Annotated in this window: 29 protein-coding genes and 2 pseudogenes; 9 read left to right on the top strand and 22 right to left on the bottom strand. The window is 30.4% G+C overall.

Annotated elements, in window-relative coordinates; genetic code table 11:
- Positions 1-252 precede the first annotated feature (252 nt).
- The 3 genes from Ctaglu_RS20910 (at position 253) to Ctaglu_RS20900 (ending at position 1,383) form a co-directional block, all read left to right on the top strand.
- Complete coding sequence (locus Ctaglu_RS20910; protein ID WP_125005382.1) at positions 253-804, top strand: helix-turn-helix domain-containing protein; 552 nt, start codon at positions 253-255, stop codon at positions 802-804.
- Between the two features lie 179 nt (positions 805-983).
- Positions 984-1,199 (top strand): hypothetical protein, encoded by a 216-nt coding sequence (locus tag Ctaglu_RS20905; RefSeq protein ID WP_125005380.1) that lies wholly within the window; start codon positions 984-986, stop codon positions 1,197-1,199.
- Positions 1,189-1,383 (top strand): helix-turn-helix transcriptional regulator, encoded by a 195-nt coding sequence (locus Ctaglu_RS20900; protein WP_125005378.1) that lies wholly within the window; start codon positions 1,189-1,191, stop codon positions 1,381-1,383. The genes Ctaglu_RS20905 and Ctaglu_RS20900 overlap by 11 nt, the downstream gene beginning before the upstream one ends.
- Positions 1,384-1,653: 270 nt before the next feature.
- On the opposite strand, the gene Ctaglu_RS20895 is transcribed toward Ctaglu_RS20900, so the two are convergent.
- The 6 genes from Ctaglu_RS20895 to Ctaglu_RS20870 form a co-directional block, all read right to left on the bottom strand.
- Complete coding sequence (locus tag Ctaglu_RS20895; protein ID WP_125005376.1) at positions 1,654-2,307, bottom strand: SdpI family protein; 654 nt, start codon at positions 2,305-2,307, stop codon at positions 1,654-1,656.
- Positions 2,291-2,593, bottom strand: a complete 303-nt coding sequence (locus Ctaglu_RS20890) for an autorepressor SdpR family transcription factor (RefSeq protein WP_125005374.1) — start codon at positions 2,591-2,593, stop codon at positions 2,291-2,293. The genes Ctaglu_RS20895 and Ctaglu_RS20890 overlap by 17 nt, the downstream gene beginning before the upstream one ends.
- Before the next feature lie 216 nt (positions 2,594-2,809).
- Positions 2,810-3,694: a VOC family protein gene (locus Ctaglu_RS20885; RefSeq protein WP_125005372.1), complete on the bottom strand. Its 885-nt coding sequence runs from the start codon at positions 3,692-3,694 to the stop codon at positions 2,810-2,812.
- Positions 3,695-4,035: 341 nt separating this feature from the next.
- Positions 4,036-4,269, bottom strand: coding sequence for a hypothetical protein (locus Ctaglu_RS20880; protein ID WP_125005370.1), 234 nt, complete (start codon positions 4,267-4,269; stop codon positions 4,036-4,038).
- On the bottom strand, positions 4,266-4,451 hold the full coding sequence (locus Ctaglu_RS20875; protein ID WP_125005368.1) for a hypothetical protein: 186 nt from the start codon (positions 4,449-4,451) through the stop codon (positions 4,266-4,268). The genes Ctaglu_RS20880 and Ctaglu_RS20875 overlap by 4 nt, the downstream gene beginning before the upstream one ends.
- A gap of 545 nt (positions 4,452-4,996) precedes the next feature.
- A complete protein-coding gene (locus Ctaglu_RS20870; protein WP_125005366.1) occupies positions 4,997-5,575 on the bottom strand; it encodes a Uma2 family endonuclease in 579 nt (192 codons plus the stop codon).
- Between the two features lie 663 nt (positions 5,576-6,238).
- On the opposite strand from Ctaglu_RS20870, the gene Ctaglu_RS20865 reads away from it, so the two are divergent.
- A complete protein-coding gene (locus Ctaglu_RS20865) occupies positions 6,239-6,649 on the top strand; it encodes a BRcat domain-containing protein (RefSeq protein ID WP_125005364.1) in 411 nt (136 codons plus the stop codon).
- Positions 6,650-6,725: 76 nt separating this feature from the next.
- Here Ctaglu_RS20865 and Ctaglu_RS20860 read toward each other — a convergent pair whose 3' ends face one another.
- From Ctaglu_RS20860 to Ctaglu_RS26035, 9 genes and pseudogenes are all read right to left on the bottom strand, one after another.
- Entirely contained in the window at positions 6,726-7,748 is a 1,023-nt protein-coding gene (locus Ctaglu_RS20860; protein WP_373861711.1) for an MATE family efflux transporter, read from the bottom strand.
- On the bottom strand, positions 7,699-8,055 hold the full coding sequence (locus Ctaglu_RS26520; protein WP_373861710.1) for an MATE family efflux transporter: 357 nt from the start codon (positions 8,053-8,055) through the stop codon (positions 7,699-7,701). The genes Ctaglu_RS20860 and Ctaglu_RS26520 overlap by 50 nt, the downstream gene beginning before the upstream one ends.
- Positions 8,056-8,177: 122 nt before the next feature.
- Positions 8,178-8,609 (bottom strand): hypothetical protein, encoded by a 432-nt coding sequence (locus tag Ctaglu_RS20855; RefSeq protein WP_125005362.1) that lies wholly within the window; start codon positions 8,607-8,609, stop codon positions 8,178-8,180.
- 110 nt (positions 8,610-8,719) lie between these two features.
- Positions 8,720-8,956, bottom strand: a complete 237-nt coding sequence (tnpA, locus tag Ctaglu_RS20850; RefSeq protein ID WP_125005360.1) for an IS200/IS605 family transposase — start codon at positions 8,954-8,956, stop codon at positions 8,720-8,722.
- The gene (locus Ctaglu_RS20845; protein ID WP_233439899.1) at positions 8,956-9,474 is read right to left on the bottom strand and encodes a hypothetical protein; all 519 of its coding nucleotides are present in this window, start codon (positions 9,472-9,474) and stop codon (positions 8,956-8,958) included. The genes tnpA and Ctaglu_RS20845 overlap by 1 nt, the downstream gene beginning before the upstream one ends.
- Before the next feature lie 8 nt (positions 9,475-9,482).
- Complete coding sequence (locus Ctaglu_RS26050) at positions 9,483-9,722, bottom strand: RRXRR domain-containing protein (RefSeq protein ID WP_233439897.1); 240 nt, start codon at positions 9,720-9,722, stop codon at positions 9,483-9,485.
- Positions 9,723-10,261: 539 nt separating this feature from the next.
- Positions 10,262-10,411: pseudogene (locus tag Ctaglu_RS26045) on the bottom strand (DUF4351 domain-containing protein); the annotation flags it as partial.
- A 12-nt stretch (positions 10,412-10,423) separates the two neighbouring features.
- Positions 10,424-10,573, bottom strand: a complete 150-nt coding sequence (locus Ctaglu_RS26040) for a hypothetical protein (RefSeq protein WP_233439896.1) — start codon at positions 10,571-10,573, stop codon at positions 10,424-10,426.
- 72 nt (positions 10,574-10,645) lie between these two features.
- Positions 10,646-10,912 (bottom strand): hypothetical protein, encoded by a 267-nt coding sequence (locus Ctaglu_RS26035; RefSeq protein WP_233439895.1) that lies wholly within the window; start codon positions 10,910-10,912, stop codon positions 10,646-10,648.
- A 278-nt stretch (positions 10,913-11,190) separates the two neighbouring features.
- On the opposite strand from Ctaglu_RS26035, the gene Ctaglu_RS20835 reads away from it, so the two are divergent.
- Entirely contained in the window at positions 11,191-11,517 is a 327-nt protein-coding gene (locus tag Ctaglu_RS20835) for a GNAT family N-acetyltransferase (protein ID WP_125005358.1), read from the top strand.
- A 230-nt stretch (positions 11,518-11,747) separates the two neighbouring features.
- On the opposite strand, the gene cls is transcribed toward Ctaglu_RS20835, so the two are convergent.
- The 5 genes and pseudogenes from cls to Ctaglu_RS20810 all read right to left on the bottom strand — a co-directional run bounded on the left by cls (position 11,748) and on the right by Ctaglu_RS20810 (position 16,407).
- Positions 11,748-13,229, bottom strand: a complete 1,482-nt coding sequence (gene cls / locus Ctaglu_RS20830; protein ID WP_125005356.1) for a cardiolipin synthase — start codon at positions 13,227-13,229, stop codon at positions 11,748-11,750.
- Between the two features lie 388 nt (positions 13,230-13,617).
- Positions 13,618-13,872, bottom strand: a complete 255-nt coding sequence (locus tag Ctaglu_RS20825) for a Uma2 family endonuclease (RefSeq protein WP_125005354.1) — start codon at positions 13,870-13,872, stop codon at positions 13,618-13,620.
- Positions 13,873-14,074: 202 nt separating this feature from the next.
- Positions 14,075-14,355: pseudogene (locus Ctaglu_RS20820) on the bottom strand (HIT family protein).
- Positions 14,356-14,387: 32 nt separating this feature from the next.
- Positions 14,388-15,776: an MATE family efflux transporter gene (locus Ctaglu_RS20815; RefSeq protein ID WP_125005352.1), complete on the bottom strand. Its 1,389-nt coding sequence runs from the start codon at positions 15,774-15,776 to the stop codon at positions 14,388-14,390.
- A gap of 262 nt (positions 15,777-16,038) precedes the next feature.
- Positions 16,039-16,407, bottom strand: a complete 369-nt coding sequence (locus tag Ctaglu_RS20810; protein ID WP_125005350.1) for an HIT family protein — start codon at positions 16,405-16,407, stop codon at positions 16,039-16,041.
- Between the two features lie 551 nt (positions 16,408-16,958).
- On the opposite strand from Ctaglu_RS20810, the gene Ctaglu_RS20805 reads away from it, so the two are divergent.
- Positions 16,959-17,981, top strand: a complete 1,023-nt coding sequence (locus Ctaglu_RS20805) for an Rpn family recombination-promoting nuclease/putative transposase (RefSeq protein ID WP_125005348.1) — start codon at positions 16,959-16,961, stop codon at positions 17,979-17,981.
- Between the two features lie 64 nt (positions 17,982-18,045).
- Here Ctaglu_RS20805 and Ctaglu_RS20800 read toward each other — a convergent pair whose 3' ends face one another.
- Both Ctaglu_RS20800 and Ctaglu_RS20795 read right to left on the bottom strand, forming a co-directional pair.
- The gene (locus Ctaglu_RS20800) at positions 18,046-18,843 is read right to left on the bottom strand and encodes a nitroreductase family protein (RefSeq protein ID WP_125005346.1); all 798 of its coding nucleotides are present in this window, start codon (positions 18,841-18,843) and stop codon (positions 18,046-18,048) included.
- Between the two features lie 121 nt (positions 18,844-18,964).
- On the bottom strand, positions 18,965-19,411 hold the full coding sequence (locus tag Ctaglu_RS20795; protein ID WP_125005344.1) for a MarR family winged helix-turn-helix transcriptional regulator: 447 nt from the start codon (positions 19,409-19,411) through the stop codon (positions 18,965-18,967).
- A gap of 253 nt (positions 19,412-19,664) precedes the next feature.
- On the opposite strand from Ctaglu_RS20795, the gene Ctaglu_RS20790 reads away from it, so the two are divergent.
- The 3 genes from Ctaglu_RS20790 to Ctaglu_RS20780 all read left to right on the top strand — a co-directional run bounded on the left by Ctaglu_RS20790 (position 19,665) and on the right by Ctaglu_RS20780 (position 22,096).
- Positions 19,665-20,423: a hypothetical protein gene (locus Ctaglu_RS20790; RefSeq protein ID WP_125005342.1), complete on the top strand. Its 759-nt coding sequence runs from the start codon at positions 19,665-19,667 to the stop codon at positions 20,421-20,423.
- 38 nt (positions 20,424-20,461) lie between these two features.
- Complete coding sequence (locus tag Ctaglu_RS20785) at positions 20,462-21,238, top strand: protein-glutamine gamma-glutamyltransferase (RefSeq protein WP_125005340.1); 777 nt, start codon at positions 20,462-20,464, stop codon at positions 21,236-21,238.
- Between the two features lie 258 nt (positions 21,239-21,496).
- Positions 21,497-22,096, top strand: coding sequence for a hypothetical protein (locus Ctaglu_RS20780; protein ID WP_125005338.1), 600 nt, complete (start codon positions 21,497-21,499; stop codon positions 22,094-22,096).
- The last annotated feature ends 143 nt before the right edge of the window (positions 22,097-22,239 follow it).

Below are 22,239 nucleotides of genomic sequence, written 5' to 3'. Positions count from 1 at the left end.
TCGTTCTCCTTTTCAGTTTCGTCACTAAAAAGGATAGTATATTTTGAGGGTGCTGGCAATGGATTTTTCCATTTTATGCTTGGTTTTTTAAAGGCCGGTCTGCATTGATTTTAGTATACCAGAAACATTTTTTCATACAGTTTATGAAAAATGCAAATACAAGTTGCGGATTTGCAAATGTAGATTGGTGTTATTTTAGTGTAAAACATATTATAATTTACACATAATAACAAAGAAAAGAGGTAGAAAGTCATGGGTTTTGCAGATAACTTAAAATCAATTAGGAAAGAAAGAAATATTTCACAGGAAGGGTTAGCAGAAATAATCGGAGTAAGTCGTCAAGCAGTTTCTAAATGGGAACAGGGGAGCGGCTATCCAGAAATGGAAAAATTGCTTGTGTTATCTAAAGAACTTAATGTATCTTTAGATTATTTGATGCTAGGGGAGATAAAGTCCACTGAAAACAACAAAACTTTACCCAATACTATAATTGTACCAACAGGGAAAATTACTATTAAATCATATGATGGAAAATCAATTGTTAATTGCTATAAAGTTTTAGCGTCACATGTAATGTACAAAGCAAAAAACGATGAGCCTAAATATTGGCTGATTGGTCTTAATAGCGGATCGTTTTGGGGAGAAAAATCAATTGTACTTGGTTGGTATGTTGATGAAGAAAAGATAAAAAAGGAAATGGATGAAATTGCAGAAGCAATTAATAATGGTGTACCAGCCTATGAATTAAAATATGCAGTAAAAGTTAAGAATAAAATGTTAAGAGTAAAAATAGATGAAGAGTAACTTAAGTGAAAGTAACACAATACTAATTCAGTTATGATGAAATTTAAGAAGCATGTCACTTAATCTATAAATTATTCTTATAGCACAATCAACAAAAAGTAAAAACATATTTACATTTTGTTAGGGTTAGTGTTAAAATGATAATGTAAAATACTTTTTACATTATGGAGGTTGTTATTATGAGAAAAATGGATGAAATGGAACTAAGTATTAGTTTAAAAGCAATGAAATGGACTTTGGTTTATACAACCATATTTTTAGTGATTTGGGATATCTATGATTACACTCAGACAGGAATATTGGGATTAGGATTTATTCTTTTAATATCGCAAAATCTTGTTCTTATGGTAATTCAATCTTTTTTGAAATGGAAACTTGGAAAAGATGAAAAATAATATAAAAGAATTAAGAAAACAACTTGGATATAGACAGGAAGATATAGCGACTACGCTTGGCGTTACAAGGCAAACCATAAATGCAATTGAAAATGAAAAGTATAATCCTACTCTGGACTTAGCTATGAACCTTGCTAAACTATTAAACACTACGGTAGAAAAATTATTTATACTTGAAAGTTAAAAAGAAAAAAACGTAATTTTCTAGACAAAAATTATGTGCAACAAAGATTATTTATATCTTTTAAATGGAGGAATTCGGGTGTGAAAAAATGCATTGGGGAACATTATATCATTTATAGTCTCCTATTTAATGATAACCTGTTCAACAGGTGAAAAGTGGAGTTATTATTTTAAGCCTTTTACATCTGTTGGATTGCTCGCAATCAAAAAAAAGTGGATAGGCACTAAATTTCTATCCACTATAATACATATTGGAGGTTATTTATATTCCCTATAGCTTTTTAAATATAACATAAGAATATATTATTGGAACGATGGAAATTACAGATACTATTACCATTAAAGCTATGAAAGAAGAAGTTGCACCTCCAAATATTGCAAAGACTGCAGATATAATACCTCCAACTACCCATAATGGTGCAGCCATTCGGTGAGTTTTAACCCACACTTCTTCGTTTGCAAGAGTCCATGGAGTTTTTATTCCAACAAAATAATTATGCTTGAATTTTCCCATGACATTTCCTATCGCAACAAATAATAAAGATGTACCTAAGCCTACAAACATACCTACATTTATATGATATCCAAGTGCAACTAGCAACACTGTAGCCTGAATACCTGCAAAGAGCATATGGAAAGAATACCTTATTAATTTATATGCAGATGGAAATTTTGCATAATTTGCTTTTTTAGGGTCTACATAGGGTAGAAATATAAATAGAAAATAAAAAGCTAAATTCATTAAAGGAATTCCAAAGGCTCCAAAAAATCTACCCGAATAACCATCAATTTGTCCTTTAATATTCCAGTGGCTTGGAATCTTGTTTGGAAGGCTTGGATAAAAGTATAAACTAACAATAAAAGTTAAGGCAATTATAGCGATAATAAACCAATCCTTTTTTATAAACTTAAGAATCTTTTTCATTATTAAGATCATCTCCTTCGTTATAATGAGTTACATCAAAAAACCAGCCAATAACTTCTTGGAATACAGTGGTATTTAATGAATAATAAATGTTCTGCCCTTTTCTTTCATCACTTACAAGGTCAGCTTGTTTTAACATATTCAAATGATGAGAAATACTCGGTTTTGTCATATCAAAATGCTCCGCTATTTCACCAGGAGTAAGGGATTCTTTCTTAAGAAGCATTATGATTTTCCGCCTAGTTGGATCGGCTAAAGCTTTAAATGGCAAATTCAAAGCAGACATACAATCTCTCCTTTATTTAGTTATTAGATAATTAGATAGTTGTCTAATTATCTAATAACAGTATATTATATTTACTTAAAAAGAGCAACTGATATAAAAAAAACATCTGGAATTCAGATGGTTTTTTACTGTACATAATTTTACTTACTTTTTGGCTTAGTAGTATCAATATTGCCTGTAGTAATCTATGTATTTCATGTATAATAACTGTTTAAGTTAACGTCCTAAACGTGCTTTCTCCAAAGCATTTAAATCAAACTTTTTCATTTTTAGAAAAGCCTCTGTTACTCTTTTAATTTCATCATTTGTACCATGCATTAAGATTTCTTCCATATTTGATGGCACAATCTGCCATGATACACCAAATTGGTCCTTTACCCATCCACATTGCTCTGCCTCAGGAACAGCAGAAAGTTTATCCCAATAATAATCAATTTCCTTTTGGTCCTCGCAATTTATAATGAGTGAAAATGCCTCATTGAAATTGAAATCTACATCATATCCATTATCCATGGCCGAAAAATCAAGACCGCAAAGCTTAAAAGCAGCATAATTTACTTGAGCTTTTGATGACTCCGCTTCATCCTTGCCATATCTACTTATTAAGCCTATTTCTGAATTTTCGAAAACCTCAGCATAATACTTCACTGCTTCTTCTGTTTTTCCACATGAAGAATTTGAGAAAAGCAAATTTGGTGTAATCTTTTGAACCCTTTGCCCAATATCAACAAGCATCAATTGCCAAGACAGCCCATAACGATCTTGTATCCAGCCGTACCACTTGCTAAATGGATATTCCGCGAGTGGCATCAATTCCGTCCCACCTTCTGATAATGCTTTCCATTTAGTATTCACTTCCTCAATAGAGTCACAAGCTACCATAAGGGAAATCGATGGGTTAAATTTGAAATAAGGACCTGCACTTATTGCAGCGAATTCTTGCCTTGCTAATTCAAAACTTATACTTTCCGCATTTCCTGAAGGAGTATCTCCGATAACTGTCTCGTTTAAAATCTTAGAGTTTTCAAATAAACTGATATAGAAGGTTGCCGCTTCTTTGGCTTCTTTGTCATACCATAAATGAGGAACTATTTTTTTCATATTTTTCTCCTTCCTAAATCATAATTTCACAAAATTCTTTTAGTCTTTTAATACAAACTATATAATAACATTGTACCAATTAATTTCATTTAATAACCATAAATAATTCATTCTGCTTATATTGCTATAGTTTTTTCATATTTTCTTTTATATTTCCTGTAAAAAGATATGTATCTTGAAGAACTATAACTATAAAACGGTAATATCCCAACAATACTAAACCTCATCACACTCCCCTAAAATCCAAAAAAGCTATCAAAATGCTTAGTACATTTTAATAGCTTTTATAATGATCTTTTAGGTTTCACCCACATGGCACGTGGCAAAAATATATTTTCAACTTAATTTCCTTCTAACAATGCCTGTTCTAATTCACCTTGAATTTCAAATTTTATTAAATCTACTATATCTAATGGTGCTTTACAATACATGCCTGTATTTTCATCTTCACGAAGTTTATACATTTTTGAATTATATACTATTTCTAATGATTGTTCAAAAGTAATATCTAATTGTTTTCCGAGTTCTGTGACTATTTCAAACCATGTAGATGCATCAATTACTGTTGCCTTCATACACATTCTCCCTTTATAAACCTTAGTCTTTGAATTGCTTCTTGGTTTACAATACAAACCTGCTGATTACGTTTCTGCATTTTAATACGTCTCAATAATTCTTCTTTGGGTATATACTCTCTGATATATAGATTTATAGCTGGAGTATGTATTTCCTTAATTGAACCATGATAAAGCATCATAATAGTACACCTCTATTTTTATTGATGTCTCCATATGTATTTGTAAACTCAACACCCATTTCAACATAATAAAGCATTAAATCAATTACAAGTTTTTCATCTGAGCACAACTTTTTAAAATAATTCACTATTTTTTTGCTTCTCCTATTTTAAAATTTTCCTTATAAAATTTAAAAATAGTAAAAGCTATGAAACTGTATATTACATTTTCATAGCTTACATGAACATCTTCTAATTTTTTTATGAATTTCCCTTTAACCTTAGCCTTCCATGTAGAACCTTATTAAACTTGGAAAGTTATGACCATCATCTAAAAAGCATTATAGTTTTTAATATATTTTCAATGGTATATCCCGTGAGTATATTAAACATATCACTATTTACATCAAAGTGTTTTCTCCCAAAATCAGTTGAGGATTTGCACTCAGTTCTATACAAGCCTTCCTTACAAGACCAGTCTTATTCTGGTTTTCTATGCTTAAATAAATAATCCACATGCAGTTTTATTTTTATGCAAAAAAAGCAGTAAAATACTGCTTTTTTATTTAAATGTCATCGTCTTCATTATACTCAAACAAATCTATGTTTTTTATATCTATCTTCAAGTCTTCAAATCTACTTGATTTTATGTCTTCTTCTAAAAATTTATATTCTCTTTCCAATTTATATCTACCATTTTCTAAATTATATACATATACTTTCTTAGACATAGGTGAAGCTATCCAATATTCTGGAACATGAAATTTCTCATAAATATCTTTCTTTTTTATTGTATCATCCTCTGAATTGCCAGGACTTAAAACCTCTACTACTAATTGTGGTACTCCTAAAAATCCTCTTTTGAATATCTGTTCTTTATCGCAATATACTGCTACATCCGGAACGAGTTCCGCACATTTGCCAGTTACTAAATTTTTTAATTTAACTATATCATTTTTAAGTTCACTAGGATTTTCTTTTGTTAGAAACAGAGCATTTTCTAATGCTACTTTACACTTCCCATTAAAATAGCTTTCTAATCTAAATCCTATCATTTTTTCAATTTCCATATGATTATACTGTGGCCTTGGGGACATCATAACATTTCCGTCAATCCATTCTTCTTTTACTAGATTATTTTCCATGTTTCACACCTCCCTATTATTTCAATTGTATCTTATAATTTTACCTTAAATTTTGAACATTATCAACTGAATCTTTAAGCTACTTCCCCATTAAGCAATATTCTAGCAACCTGATATAATTCTATGAAACTCAACCATTGCCTCTTTCACGTAAACAATGCACACTATTCACCGATAAATAGTGTGCATTAATGGCGAATTGAGTTTTACTGTATTGAAAGAAGGCCTAATTCCAATGTTGTACACGGATATAAGGAATCCAGATTCAAATACGTTGTATATGTTTTAAGTTCTTCTTAAATCTATTCTATCACAGTAGTTTAGCTAAATTAAGATAAATTTATCAAATTGTAACTTAATAATCACATTTATATAGTATCATTCAGCAAAGTCAGAATTTGCCTTCTAAAATTTCAAAACAATAAAAGCTATGAAAATGCGTATTACATTTTCATAGCTTAATACCTTAATATTTCTACTAAGAAGGCTGGAAAGTATTGCAAGCAGAAGTGCACAGTGGTACTATTACAGTACACTTGCAAATTCTGGTGTGGGTAACAAAATCATATCACTAAGTCACGCAAAAACAGCAGTTCAAATTTTTGTTTTGCAAAAATATTCTGTGGTTGCTAATGACTATCGTATTAATGAGGAGTGAGTAAAATGGGAAATTTAAAAAATAAATTAGCACAGTTTATGTATGGCAGATATGGTACAGATCAACTGTATAATGCTTTGATTGTGGTATATTTTGTTTTAATAGTTGCTAATGCTTTTATCAGTTCTGCTATTATTAGGATTTTGATGTCCGCTGTTCTGATTTGGACTATTTTCAGGGCATTATCTCGAAATGTTTACAAAAGACGTATGGAAAATGAAAAGTTTATGAAGATTTGGAAACCTGTTAAAGGTTCAGGTTCTTTGATGCTTCGCAGAATTAAAGAAATTAAAACACATCGTTTTCGCAAATGTCCACATTGCAAGAAGGTACTTCGATTGCCACGAACTAGAGGAAAGCATATAGTTAAATGTCCTTGTTGCAATAAGGAATTTGAACTGCAAATTCTACTGTAAGTAACTTTAAAAACCCTAGTATTAAATGAAAATGTTGAAAAAGGATAGGCACTAACTGCCTACCCTTTTTCACTTGCTAATTATCTGTTTTTACTTTTAATTTAGAAAAATCAATAAGCTTCATCCCTCTTATTTCCGGATGTATTTTTAGAAATATGATAAACCAACTTGTTAATATTAAGCCTTTTAGGATACTGCTAATGCTGATGCTCCACCATACGCCACTAAGTCCCAAAAACATTGACAATAGAAGTGCTCCTGGTATTCTAAGCATATTTAGCACAATACCTACTATTGAAGGAGGCATTGTCCTTCCAAGACCATTAAAGGCTCCTGCTGTTGTCATTTCTATACACATGAAAAGCTGTGAAATTCCAAGTATTCTCAAATACACTATGCCATCCTTTATTACCGCTTTTTCCGAAATAAAAATAGAAAAAATAGGACTAGGAAAAAATATTAAAAGACAGGATGTAATTGTTCCAATAATTGAAATAATAGCTAAAGCTATAAAATACCCCTTATAAATTCTGTCCCATTTTTTCGCTCCAAAATTTTGCCCTACAAAGGCACTTAATGCAGTTTGAAACCCTCCAGCTGTCATCCATGTTATTGATTCTATTTGTGACCCAACGCTTTGCACCGCAATAGGCAATCCAAACTTAACAATTTTTCTCATATGAAGCCAATCAGGTTTTTGTAGAAAATTAACTCCGTCAAAATAATCAGTTTTTTTTGTTATGACATAAATAAATATTGCTGTTACAACAAACTGGGCAAATATTGTTGCAATAGCTGCCCCTTGAACTCCCATTCTCGGGAATGGTCCTAGTCCAAATATTAAAATAGGATCAAGTATGATGTTAACAATAAGCCCTACCACGTTTATTCTAAAAGGCGTCCGACTGTCTCCATGACCATTGAATATTGCTGTAAGTACAGGAGGTAAAAAGAAAAATATCATCCCAGCAGAAACTATAACAATATAACTTATTGCCCTACTAACAATATCCTCACCATTAATGTTAAAAAAACCTATAAGCTGTTTTCTAAATATTATCAATGTAGCCCCATACAAAATAGCAAAAACTATATTCATTTGCACTGAATGCCTTATATAGCTTTTGGTCTCTTTTATAGCTTTTGGTCTCTTTTATATCTTTTCTCCCTACAGATTGGGATACTCCAACCGCTGCTCCTATTTGAGGGATTGTAATAAAAGCGAAAGCAAACCAAGTAAAAAATCCCGCCGCGCCTACTGCAGTAACAGCCCTAGATCCTAATCTACCAACCCATATCATATCTGTCATGCTATAGGCTGCTTGTATCAGCGATGTTCCCATGATAGGTATTGCTAGAATTATAAGTTTCTTATAAATATTTCCCTTAGTTAAATCAATTCTCATTAAGTGATCCCCCCGCTTAAATCTCATAAAATATTTATAACTTCACATTCTATTACTCCTGTTCCAATAACTGAAAACCTATAAATTTGCCTGAGTTATAAATTAAATTGTTCCATAAATAATTATTTTTTAAAAGGATTAACTATTTTTTCTTTGATTTTCTTAATAGTAGATTCAGTTATTGATTCCAGTATATTTTTAGGTTCCATACTTGTTATCTCCCATGAATTAGTTTTACATAAATTCATTATTTCATATATTATGTCTCTATTTTCACTGCTTTCAGCTCCCCAGCTCACCATAAATACTCCATTTTTACCCCCACTAATAACTATCTCTATTTCCACCTTATTATCATCAATAAATTTCATAATAATAACTGACATAAGGGTTGATGCAATTCTATCATAGTAAGACTCTCTCATTAGTATTGATATATCTCCGTCTTTATAAATATGTGGTTCATCTTTACTGGATTCAGCTTGGTTCTTATATAAAACATCACTTATTCTTCTGATATTTTCCCCTTCTACGACTAAATTAGCTACTTTCATATGTACCCCCCTTGTATTTTACGCCTCAAAAAACTTGCCATCCACATGGCAAGTGGCAATCTCCTGCAAACTACAAAAACATCCTTTACAACGAATTAGGTAGAAAGCCACTATCCCTTTAGGGTAGTGGATGAATAACGTTCTATCCTTGATTTTGTAGGTGGATATTGAACCAATATATGAATATGGTCTTTATCAACTTCCATTTCTATTATATTTAAATCTTTTTCTTCTGCAATGTCACATAATATTTTCTTAATTTCTTTTCCATATCTTATTAAAAGTTTCTTTCTATACTTACAAGAAAATATTAAATGTTTTGAATGATTCTGACTTATATAATCCATTAAATCCACACTATCCCTTTGTTAAATTTATAAGGTATTAATAAATCTACTCTAGGAACTTTTTTTATTTCATTTAATCTTATATACGCCCCACCATTCTGAGTTCCTCTAACACTATATACTTTTCCTTCATATTTAACTAAATCATTATGTTGATAAAAGTATCTAACTTTTCGTATTCTTCTTTGTCCTTTTGACAATTCCTGTCCTCTATATTGATGAAGATTTTCAGAATTTAAATTCTCATCCCTTGTTCTTCTTCCATTATTTAAATCTCCACCACTAACCTTTTCACCAGTTCTTATATCAATATATTTTGCATCATAAAACATTTCTAAACTTCTATTATTTCTTCTTGACTGCTTAACTGCAAATATTTCTGTATTTCTTATTTGATTAACACCTTTAGTTATTGCAAAAGCATCATTATAATGAGTTTTTTCTATCTTATTTTCTATCCTGTGATTTTTAGTTATATAGCCATAAGTTGAATGAATATTATCATGATTTTCTTTCAAATTATTGATTAAATACCATATAATAATTCTTTATTATTTGTTACGGCACTAAAACCAACATTGTTGTAACCTGAATCTATACCTAAAATGATTTCTTGAGTATATTCGGTTTCAGTTTTATAGTTTAATTGAATAGTGAAAGGTTTTAATTCTTTAACTATTGCTTTATTTTCTCTTAATAATATTCTTGATTTCGCATTTGATGTTGGCATTAATGGTTTCCCATCAATACTTATTACATATACCATTAATTACACATCCTTTCAGATAATTTAAACTCCTAATATATTACTATATTAAGGTAAGTTCTCTTCGCCAATGTTATATAAGGTTTTATATCTTTAATACACTTCTCCTACCCTCAGAGATGTTTAATATTAAAGCTTAGAGCCACAGACTCGAGAAGTATCCATGGGTAACTATATATTCTCATATAACGTAGTAATTTGATACTTAGGCTATTCAACTTGGCTTAATGATTGATATTATCTCCTACAAGCCACTATGCCTTTAGGCTAGTGGTAGTTGACAGTTAATCATTTTAATGCTTATAGCAGTAACCATAGTATATATGATTTTTATTATTTTCTCAAATTTTAAACATTTCCAAGTACTGAATATTTGTTACATATCTCAGAAATAAAATATCCCAGTGTGTATGTAATACTTGTAGCTACAGATAAATAAAAATGCAAACTCCCTATCAAAAGATATGTAGTTTGCATTTTTTTATATGGATCCGGTTTTTTCTTGCAATCTTTCAATTTCTTTATTATGAAGTTCCATACTAAAAAAATTTCTCTATTTCTTTCACTTCTTTCATGTCAAATAATTCAAGCCCTATTATCTCTATAGTTTCATCTGGTAATTCCATTATCTTATTTTTATATTCACTTGGTATTTTATTGAATCTCTTAGTTAATTGCTTTAATAAAAGCTGTGCTTTTCCTTATTTCCTACCTTTTTCTATTCCCTTTTCTATTCCCTTAGCAATTCCATCTGCTAATATCATTTTCCCTATTTCTGTAATATTAAATACCTCCTTAAATTTTTTCTTGCTTTCAGCGTCTCCAAATTTTTCTAATAATGCATACAACATTGTAAGACACTTTAATTTACTATCACTTATATTTATCTTATCTGCTAATTCTATACTTCTTATAGTTCTTTCTCATCTGGTTAGTTTCCCCTTCATTAAGGGTATAAATGTTAAACCTAATACCTCTTCATCTGTAAGTTCTTCATTACTATCAATTTTATTTTTTAAATAATTATATTTTTCATCACCATCTATATTACTCATATAATAGGCCTCTATATTATATTTGATACTTCCTGCATCTATATAACTTTCAGCCTTTTTAATATCTGAAGAATATACTATTACTGTTCTTATTTTTCTATTCCCTTTATAATGCAAAGATGCATCATAAAACATAAATCTTCTTATATCCTCTTGCCTATTTGTTGTTTGGAATTCTTTTATTATATCATAATATTACCTGTTTATAGTATTAGTATAATTTCAAATCATATGCGAACATTTGCTCTTGTAATTACTGATAAGTAGAGGGCCTTTCTTCTGAAATATCATTAAAAGCTCTGTTTCCTAACTATATCACCGCCCACTAAGAGAAATGAATTATATAAGTAAAATTCACAAAAGGTCCAAACTAAACCTATATCTGCTTAATATGGGTTTTGTTGTGACGACATATGAGAATTAGACGACTCATCAAAAAATTCTTATTTTACAAGATCACACTTAATAGTAATATAATTGGATTTTTTTGGTTGCATAGCGTGGAAACTGAATCTTATGAATTAGAAGATTTATGTATTCACCCTGAATACCACAATAAGGGTTATGGATTCAACACAATGAAATTAATGGAAGAGTTACATCCACAGATAAAAAAATGGGTACTGGGAACGCCTTATTATAGTGTGAAAAATCAATATTTATATGAAAAAATTGGCTATAAAAAAACTGGGCAAACTGAAGATGGTTTCTTATTCTTTTATGAAAAATTAATTGGTTAGAGTATTTGTTAATACGGATCTTTCATATTAAGCGTCACAACTATTAAAACCGAATAATCCCTTAAAAATGCCGTATTATTCAATTGAATTTTACGGTATTTTTACGTCGTCTTTCAAAAATATTGTTCCCAATTTCAACTACAAATTACTTACATTAAGTTCATAGCTTCATAAGTTCAATAACATTACTTTATATATTCAGTAACTAAATCAGTAAAAAGAATACCTTATTAAGCAATTGGAGCAATAAAACGCCAAATAGATTCATAAATTTTTTTCCACAAACCACGTTTTGAATAAGTTTCAATATCGAATATTGTACAGTCTTTCATATCTTTTAAAAATGTATCACGACACTTAATTGCAAAATCATTATTATAAATAAAAGCATTGATCTCATAATTAAGGCTAAAACTTCTCATGTCAATATTTGCAGTGCCTACTGTTGAAACGTGGTCATCTATAACAAGTGTTTTTGCATGAAGAAAACCTGAATGCAAATATACCTTTACACCGTCCTTTAAGAGTTTCGCTACATTTAATAGTGAAACGGCATAAATAGATTTTTTATCAGGTACCCCCGGAAGCATGATTCTAACATCTACACCACAAGCTGCAGCAAGCCTTAGAGCTTCTAATAGTGTTTTATCTGGAATAAAATATGGTGTTTGAATATATAAATATTTTTTGGCAGTGGTAATCATTTTAACATATCCATCTTTTATAGTATCATTACGAGTACTAGGTCCACTTGAGACTATTTGTACTCCTATATCCCCTTCTTCAATTGGACAATAAAGGTTTTTCAAAAACTTTTCATCGAACATCAATGTAGCTTTATTTTTCTTACTAAAGCTTTGATTTTGCAAAAAAATCAAATCAGTCCAAAATCTTGTTTGAAGTGAAAGTACACAGTTACCAGTCAACCGTATTGTTGTATCTCTCCAAGGTTTATTTATCTTTTTTAAACCAAAGTATTCGTCGCCCACATTTATTCCGCCAGTATGAGCAATTTTCCCATCAACAATAACTATTTTCCTATGTAAGCGATAATTTACATGTAAAAAACTTTTTAGCATTGATGGCAAAAATCTGTACACATGTCCACCAGCCTCTTTTAACTCCTTAAAATCTCTCATATGAGTACCTAAAGAACCAATGCCATCATATATTAGAGTTACTTCTACTCCCTGACTTGCCTTTTCTATTAATAGAGAAACAAATTCTTTACCAATATTATCTTTTGCTTTAAAAATATAATATAATACTTCAATACTTTTAGTTGAATTTTTAATATCTTCAAAAATACGAGAAAAATTTTGCTCTGCATTTATTAAAAGCTCTACATTATTATTTTGAGTAAAATAACTCATTGCATTTTTTGAATTCAACGTTATCAAATCTCTATAGTTTTCAGTTTTTACTTCTTTAAACTGTATTTTATCTGCTGCAATGTCATGAATTTGTTTATCAAGAGCTTTGCTGTGTTTTTCCTCAATTTCATTCATACCATATTTTTTTGACATAACACGCATTTTATGTTTACTGCCAATAAGAAAGTAAAGAATAAAACCAATATATGGTAGAAAAAAGAATACTAAGAGCCAAGTAAATATAACTCTAGTATCACTTCGTTTTACAAAAATCAATGTAAAAACAGATGCGATATTAAATACATATATAAATATCAGAAAAAAAGTTGATAAACTCATGTCGCTCCCCCATAAATACTATTATTTTAGTTGATTGCTCAAATCTTCTTTAATCATTATTATGCTTTAACTAACCATCTTAAATCCATTCTGTGAAGCTCATTATTTAAAACAGTAGAATTCGAAAATGCTTTTCCAAGCCATATATTCATTTGTAATAATAACTTCACCCACTATCCATTTTGTTAAATTTAATTAGATTTAACAGCATTCTTAACTAGGACTTAACTCCATAAAAGCCAGTGATTTCAGTGTATTCTCAGATATTGAAGTTAATTATTTAATTAAATTCTTGTTAAATTTAACAAGATTCTAATTAAATTAAAATACGTTATACGTTATTTGTTTATGGATATTTTAAATGATCCACATGCAGTTTTATTTTTATTTAAATGTCATCGTCTTCATTATACTCAAACAAATCTATGTTTTTTATATCTATCCTCAAGTCTTCAAATCTACTTGATTTTATGTCTTCTTCTAAAAATTTATATTCTCCTTCTAATTTATATCTATCATTTTCTAAATTATATACATATACTTTCTTAGACATAGGTGAAGATATCCAATATTCGGGAACATGAAATTTCTCATAAATATCTTTCTTTTTTATTGTGTCATCCTCTGAATTGCCAGGACTCAAAACCTATACTACTAATTGTGGTACTCCTAAAAATCCTCTTTTGAATATCTGTTCTTTATCGCAATATACTGCTACATCCAGAACGAGTTTTATTTCAAGTGTAATTTACATATTTCACCTTAAATTTTGAACATTATCAACTGAATCTTTAAGCTAACTTCCCCATTAAGCATCTTCCTATTAAAAATCAATTATATCTGCATCAACCATCATACTCCAACAACGCCTCTTTTAAATTTCTAACTCCGCCTCTTGGCTCAGTAACATCCCCTACATACCTAGGAATTAAATGCACATGCAAATGCTCTATGGTTTGCCCAGCATGAGCTCCTATATTTATACCTATGTTATATCCCGCTGGTTCATACTGAATATCAAACAATGACCTTCATTTACTGGGAAATGATCCAGTATAGCAAAGGTGTATTTATTTTCTACTATTATTTCTGATTTATTGTAATTGCAAAATATACATTCTGACATAGTTTTCTCTCCCTTATTACCTTTTTCACTTGCTAATTATCTATTTTTACTTTTAATTTAGAAAAATCAATAAGCTTCATCCCTCTTATTTCCGGATGTCTTTTTAGAAATATGATAAACCAACTTGTTAATATTAAACCTTTTAGGATACTGCTAATGCTGATGCTCCACCATACCCCACTAAGTCCCAAAAACATTGACAATAGAAGTGCTCCTGGTATTCTAAGCATATTTAGCACAATACCTACTATTGAAGGAGGCATTGTCCTTCCAAGACCATTAAAGGCTCCTGCTGTTGTCATTTCTATGCACATGAAAAGCTGTGAAACTCCAAGTATTCTCAAATACACTATACCATCCTTTATTACCGCTTTTTCCGAAATAAAAATAGAGAAAATAGGACTAGGAAAGAATATTAAAAGACAGGATGTAATTGTTCCAATAATTGAAATAATAGCTAAAGCTATAAAATACCCCTTATAAATTCTGTCCCACTTTTTCGCTCCAAAATTTTGCCCTACAAAGGCACCTAATGCAGTTTGAAACCCTCCAGCTGTCATCCATGTTATTGATTCTATTTGTGACCCAACGCTTTGCACCGCAATAGGAGTTGATCCCCACTGCGATAGTATCCTAGCTATAATCATTCCTATAACCGTAAATACTCCACTTTGCACCGCAACAGGCAATCCAAACTTAACAATTTTTCTCATATGAAGCCAATCAGGTTTTTGTAGAAAATTCACTCCGTCAAAATAATCAGTTTTCTTTGTTATGACATAAATAAATATTGCTGTTACAACAAACTGGGCAAATATTGTTGCTATAGCTGCCCCTGGAACTCCCATTCTCGGGAATGGTCCTAGTCCAAATATTAAAATAGGATCAAGTATGATATTAACAATAAGCCCTACTACGTTTATTCTAAAAGGCGTCCGACTGTCTCCATGACCATTGAATATTGCTGTAAGTACAGGAGGTAAAAAGAAAAATATCATCCCAGCAGAAACTATAACAATATAACTTATTGCCATACTAACAATATCCTCACCCTTAATGTTAAAAAAACCTATAAGCTGTTTTCTAAATATTATCAATGTAGCCCCATACAAAATAGCAAAAACTATATTCATTTGCACTGAATGCCTTATATAGCTCTTGGTCTCTTTTATATCTTTTCTCCCTACAGATTGGGATACTCCAACCGCTGCTCCTATTTGAGGGATTGTAATAAAAGCGAAAGCAAACCAAGTAAAAAATCCCGCCGCGCCTACTGCAGTAACAGCCCTAGATCCTAATCTACCAACCCATATCATATCTGTCATGCTATAGGCTGCTTGTATCAGCGATGTTCCCATGATAGGTATTGCTAGAATTATAAGTTTCTTATAAATATTTCCCTTAGTTAAATCAATTCTCATTAAGTGATCCCCCCGCTTAAATCTCATAAAATATTTATAACTTCACAATCTATTAGTCTTGTTCCAATAACTGAAAACCTATAGATTTTCCTAATGCCGATTCATCGTACTCCATCAAATTTTCTTTTAAATTTCTCACCTTACCCTTAGATTACTCACATACCCTATATACCCAGGAATAAAATACACATGCTCTATAGTTTGCCTAGCATAAATTCCTACAGTTATTAGGATGAAAGGATTTATTAGGAATATTATAGAACTACTCCACCAGTGCCTCTTTCAAATCCCTAACTCCACCTCTAGGATTACCCACATCCCCCACATATCTAGGAATCAAATGTACATGCATATGCTCTATAGTTTGCCCAGCATAAGCGCCTATATTTACGCCTATGTTATAGCCATCTGGTTCATATTGAATATCAAAAATTTCTTTTACCTCGTGCAATAAGCCATATATTGCTTTAATTTCTTCTTCTGTGGCTTCAAAAAAATTTGAAAAATGTCTCTTAGGTATAATTAAAGAATGACCTTCATTTACTGGAGAATGATCCAGTATTGCAAAGGTGTATTTATTTTCTGCTATTATTTCTGATTTATTGTAATTACAAAATATACATTCTGACATTGTTTTTGTCTCCTTTTAATATTTCGTGCAAATTAATTTACACTATATTTCTTTATTTATATTATGCTATGACTCTAATGTATCATAGTATATACTTCTAGTCTATCAGTCACATCACCTATATATCTGACTTCGAGCCAGTAGCTCCTGCTTGAAATAGTCTTGAATTGGCTCTATTTCAGTTTCTTCAAAAGTTATTGAAGAAACTTTGCAACAATAATCTCTTCTACACTATTTACAGTATATGTTATCACCAAACATTTCAAAATTATCTGCATAAGTAAATTAACAAGTATTCTTACTATTTTACCACTTTCACCTACAAACGAGCAATAGGTATAGCTTCATCAATGGAATTTTAGGTGCCACCCACGTGGCAGGTGGGATGTTGCAAAAAAACAATGCATAGGAACTATCTTTCTATCCATAATATCCCTGATATTTTTTTAAAAAAATCTCCATAGTGCGAATATATGTTCGTGTATTGGTAATAATATTATTATAGCATATGTTATTTAAGCATAAAATTTGATATAATTAGGAGTGTTAATATGAGTTTTAAAAAAGATTTAAACAATATTCATGATAAGAGTTATAAAGATTTATTTTCTACTAAGGATGCTTTTTTATCCTTTGTTAACACCTTTGTTCAAGGAGAGTGGGCCGGTCAATTAGAAAAGGACAAATTAATACTCAGTGATAAGTCTTACATTTTGTCTGATTATGAGGAATTAGAATCCGATATAGTATACACCGCAACTATTGGAAAAGATGACCTAATATTTTATGTTCTTCTAGAACTTCAATCCAGTGTAGATCATAGCATGCCCATAAGGTTGTTAATGTATATGGTAGAACTCTGGAGGGATATATTAAGAAATAGTGAAAAAAAAGAAATTAAAAGAAAGAGCTTTAGACTTCCTGCAGTCATTCCCATCGTTCTTTATAATGGTACTAACAAATGGACATCTGCTAGAAATTTTAAGGATATTATAACTGGTAGTCAATTGTTTGGAGATAATATTTTGGACTTTAAATATATTCTAGTAGATATTAACAGATACTCTAAGGAGTATTTGTATGAGTTTAAAAATATTGCCTCAGCCATATTTTTATTAGATCAAGATATAAACGCTATAGAATTTTTGGAAAGATTAAAAAATATAGTAATTAATTTTAATAGTTTGACTTATGAGGAAAAACTATTATTAAAAGGATGGATTAAAAACACAACTAATAACAATGATATAGTTAACATGAATGAGTTAGTAGAAAATATATTTAATAATGAAATGGAGGTTGAATCAATGGTTTCTAATGCATCAAATATATTTGATAAATTTAAAAAAGAAGCAATAAAAGAAGGTTTAGATGAGGGCAAGAAAGAAGGCATGAAAGAGGGCATGAAAGAGGGCAAATCCGAACTTCTTATAAAACAGCTAATTAAAAGATTTAATGGACTTTCTGATTTCTATATAGAAAATATTAAAAAATTACCTGAGGAGTCTATTGAGCTGATAGCAACAAATATCTTTGATTTAGAAAAAATTGAGGATATAAAAAAATTCTTGTAAAAAGAAAAAAAGTCACTAATGAAATAACACATTCATTAGTGACTTTTGTCTTCTTATTTTTATATTAGATATAAGTAACCTCTAATGGATTTCTATCAACTAAGTTCTTGTAGCTATACTTAGGATATCCAACCATAACAGCAGCTGTTATGGTTTTTCCTTCTGGAATATTAAATAATTTAAGCAGTGGAGAATCCTTAAGGGATGCACAATACTCAAAAAATCCAGCCCAACAAGTTCCAAGTCCTAGTGATGGGGCAAATAATTCTAAATAAGTCAAACAAGAAATAGAGTTAGCCCTTCCATTTGAAAAGTCTTTGTCCGCAGTAGTTATAATTAAGTTTGGCGCACCACGTAAAATTGAATCAACTCCGCCTTCCCTGTAGATACTGATTAATCCTTTTAATTTATTTTTTAGTGGAGAATTTTCTATCATCGTAATAGTAAGCTCAGTAGCTTTTTCAACTAATTGCTTGTCCTCAACTACCACAAATGATATACCTTGACCATTGCTTCCAGTAGGCGCGAGCCTTGCAATATCAACTAATTTTGTTAATTTTTCTCGTGATACTGATTTATCTTTATAATTTCTTATAGAACGACGTGACCTTAGAAAATGCTCTGCCTGCTCTGCATTTAGTTTAGGAAAATCTTTTGCATCAACTTGCTTATCTAATGGTGTTTTTTTATTATCTATAGCGTTACTCGGGCATATAGCAACACAATGTCCACAGGCAATACAATTGGTATTTGCTACTTCTTCTGGTCCCTTTTCTCCCATCTTTAGAACATATGATGGACATTCCTTAATACATTGTTCGCATTTAATACATTTTTCTTCATTTACAGTTATAAGATCCATTCTATTCATCCCCTTGTTAAAATTAAGTTTTAGCTGTATACCCTAAAATAGACTTTCCTAATTATTAGTTATCCAGTTCCTTATATTTTATATGTATATACATACATTATGCTAAAAAAATTTACTCCACTAATTTTTCAATATCCTTTAATGTTTTTAATAATTCCTCAATTCTTTCTTTTCCAATACCATCCTCAATCTTACTTTGTGCTTTCTTTAATATAGGTATAGCCACTTCAAGAGTCTTTAAGCCTTTATTAGTTATAGTTATGCACTTTTTCCTAGAATCCTGTTCTTCTTTCTTAATATCAATATACCCACCCGTTATAAGTAACTTAACATTTCTTGTTACAGTACTTTGATCCATGAGTAAGATGTTACCAAGACTCGAAACAGAAATATTTTCATTCAAAGAAATATCCAGCAATAACAAGCATTGAGTACTCTTAAGTCCAGTTGGTTTAAGCATTTTGTCATAAAATTGAGTAATTGTACGAGTTGTTTTTCTTAAGTTACCACAAGCACAACTCTGTGTATTTTTATTAATAGACGAAATTAAGCAGCACATCAATTCAACTCCAGTACAATATATGTATATACATATACTATAATAAAGTTGAATTTATGTCAAGTATGTGTTAATTGAAAGAACTTATAGATTTTCCACTTTCATTATATCCATGAATTCTTTGTATAGTTAACCTCCATCTAAATTACTTTTATTTTTTGCCTCATATCTTTAACATTATGGCTACATTGATAATATTATATAATATGGTTTTTTATTTATATTAAAAATCTAGAAATGAAGGAGGGATTATATGTATTTAGATAATATAGACACCTCAAGTTTTTCAAAGATTCAATATTTATATTCTAAACATATGGAACTAGACTATCCTGCTTTAAAAGGTATTTTTGAAAGAGGTATCGCTGAACATGGGTTAAGCAATGAAGATGATGAATTTTTAGATGTTGTTGCCCTGCTTTTAATAAAGATTCACAAGGATAAAACAATTTTACCTATTATAGTAGATATGATTTTTTTTAGAAACAGAAAAGGTCTTTTTACACATGATTTAATATGGGCTTTTTTTCAAGCAAGAGATCCATATAGCTTAATGTTAATTGCTAATTATTTAATTTCAGAAGACGCAAATGATGTTAAGCTAGCATGCAAACTTCTAGATTTCGTACCTTCCATAGATATGACCATGGAAAAAAATAGTCAAAAACAATATATAGCTTTTTTTTATTGGCTTGAAGAGAATTATCCATTTTTATATTTTACGGGGGAAAGTTTTCAGAGAACCAGTAAGCCTATACCCTATATTGTAGCTTTAGATGCAAAATATCTATGCAAACAGGTATCACCTTATACTGGAAAAACCTTCATACCATACACTGCAAAAGAAAACAACTTATTATATTATTTTAACCACTTAGATGAAAGTGACAAACTACTTCTATCAAGCTTCTCACGTGCAACCCATTATGAAAATATATATTTATGGAAATCATGGATTAACCATTCCATAATTAAGCAAATAAGCATTGCTAAAGCTAGGCTAGAAACCTAACAATTGATAATTGTTATAACTAATTAAGGAGGCTTTAAATGATCATAATTTCTAACAATATTTTTAACATCGATACTTTTATAAATAAATATAAACCAAATGATATTGAGATAGATATCATTACTAGGATGAGTTTAAGCAAATCCCTATATGAGTACGATTCATTAAATCAATTGCAGTTTGAATTAAAATTAAGAAATAATATTGTTATTGCTGCTAAAAAACTCAATGAAAGCAATATGTCCTTTAAAACCTTTCGTAAATCAATCTGTAATCTTGATTATTGGGATCGTACTTATGAAGGTGGATTTGTATTAAAAAAAGGAGTAACTCCCAGTTCAGCTATAAATGATATTTCTATAAATAGTTCAAAATATGGTACTGAATGTTCTACCGCAATTATTATTATTTATTATCAAGCATTGCTTAATACATTTGCAGAAAAAGATTTTAATGAGCTATTTCCTAAAATACAATTAATGAATTGGCATTATATAGATGATGCGCTAGAGGATGCAGGTTATTTAGAAAAACGAAGTGATTATTTCCCAGGAGATAGAAGATACTTTGCTAACCCTGATGTAAACCCACTAAAGCCTGAATGGCAAGGAGAAAATGTTATAGACCTAGGTAATGGACTTTATTTTGGGCATGGTATAGGCATAGGGAATGCTGACGAAATAATTATTGAATTAAATAAATTTAGAATAAAAGACGCAAAATTATCCGCTTATTTACTAGATTCAGCTGCACGCCTAGATTTTAAAAATTTAGCTGATATATATTTTAATTTTCTTTCATCATCCACCAATTAAATTTCGTTATTAAAATTAATGATAATAAAACTAGATATTCTAAGTAGGAAACTATTAAATCATAACAACAATCTCTTTTTTCAGACTTTGACATAATATCACTCCTTGTCCTTCGACAATATGTAATATACAGCATAATTGAAAATGACGCAGACCATTTTTTTTTGAACTTTTCTTAAAACTGGGTATGCGGGACTGTTGTAACAAAACAATAAAAACAGAATAGTATGAATGGTGAATATTATTTTGGAGGTACTTATGTACAACTACCGTAGTAAAGATTATGAAAATCTTGGACAGAATATGCCCATGATGAATATGCCTATGAAGGATATGCCTATGAAAGATATGCCTATGACGAATATGCCTATGAAAGATATGCCCATGAAGGATATGCCTATGACGAATATGCCTATGAAAGATATGCCCATGAAGGATATGCCCATGACGAATATGCCTATGATGTATATGCCTACGATGTGTATGCCTATGTATGATGAAGATGATGAATATGATGAAGATGATAAAGATTTAAAAAACATGTACCCTAAGATTTATATGAAGATAAATCCCATGGTAAAGCATCATTGTAATATGCTGGAGTCCATACATGGCACAATGTATTCCCCTAGTAAGGAAGAAATGGATCATATGTGTAAAGAAATATGTGACAAGTACGAAGAGCACCATAAAGATGAGGATGATCGAAATGATAATAATGATATGAGACAAATACTCGGACTAGGCAGGAGAGGTCCAATTGAGGATTTAACTAGAGTACTGTTTATTAGAGATTTACTTGGAAGAAGAAGAAGACGAAGAAGAATGTTTGATCATGGATTCCATCACGGATACTAGGATTAACGGCTGATAATATGATGAAATAAACCCAGTCATTCTATTGCGTATGAGTAAATTAAGCAATATAAAAACAGCCAATCTTCTGAGGAGATTGGCTGTTTTTATATTAGGGAGCTACTGGTGTAATTGGCTTACTAGCT

Source organism: Clostridium tagluense (assembly GCF_003865095.1).
Taxonomy (GTDB): Bacteria; Bacillota; Clostridia; order Clostridiales; family Clostridiaceae; genus Clostridium_AD; species Clostridium_AD tagluense.
Note: the sequence above shows the minus strand (reverse complement) of the source record. Positions and strands in the feature narration are given on the sequence as shown.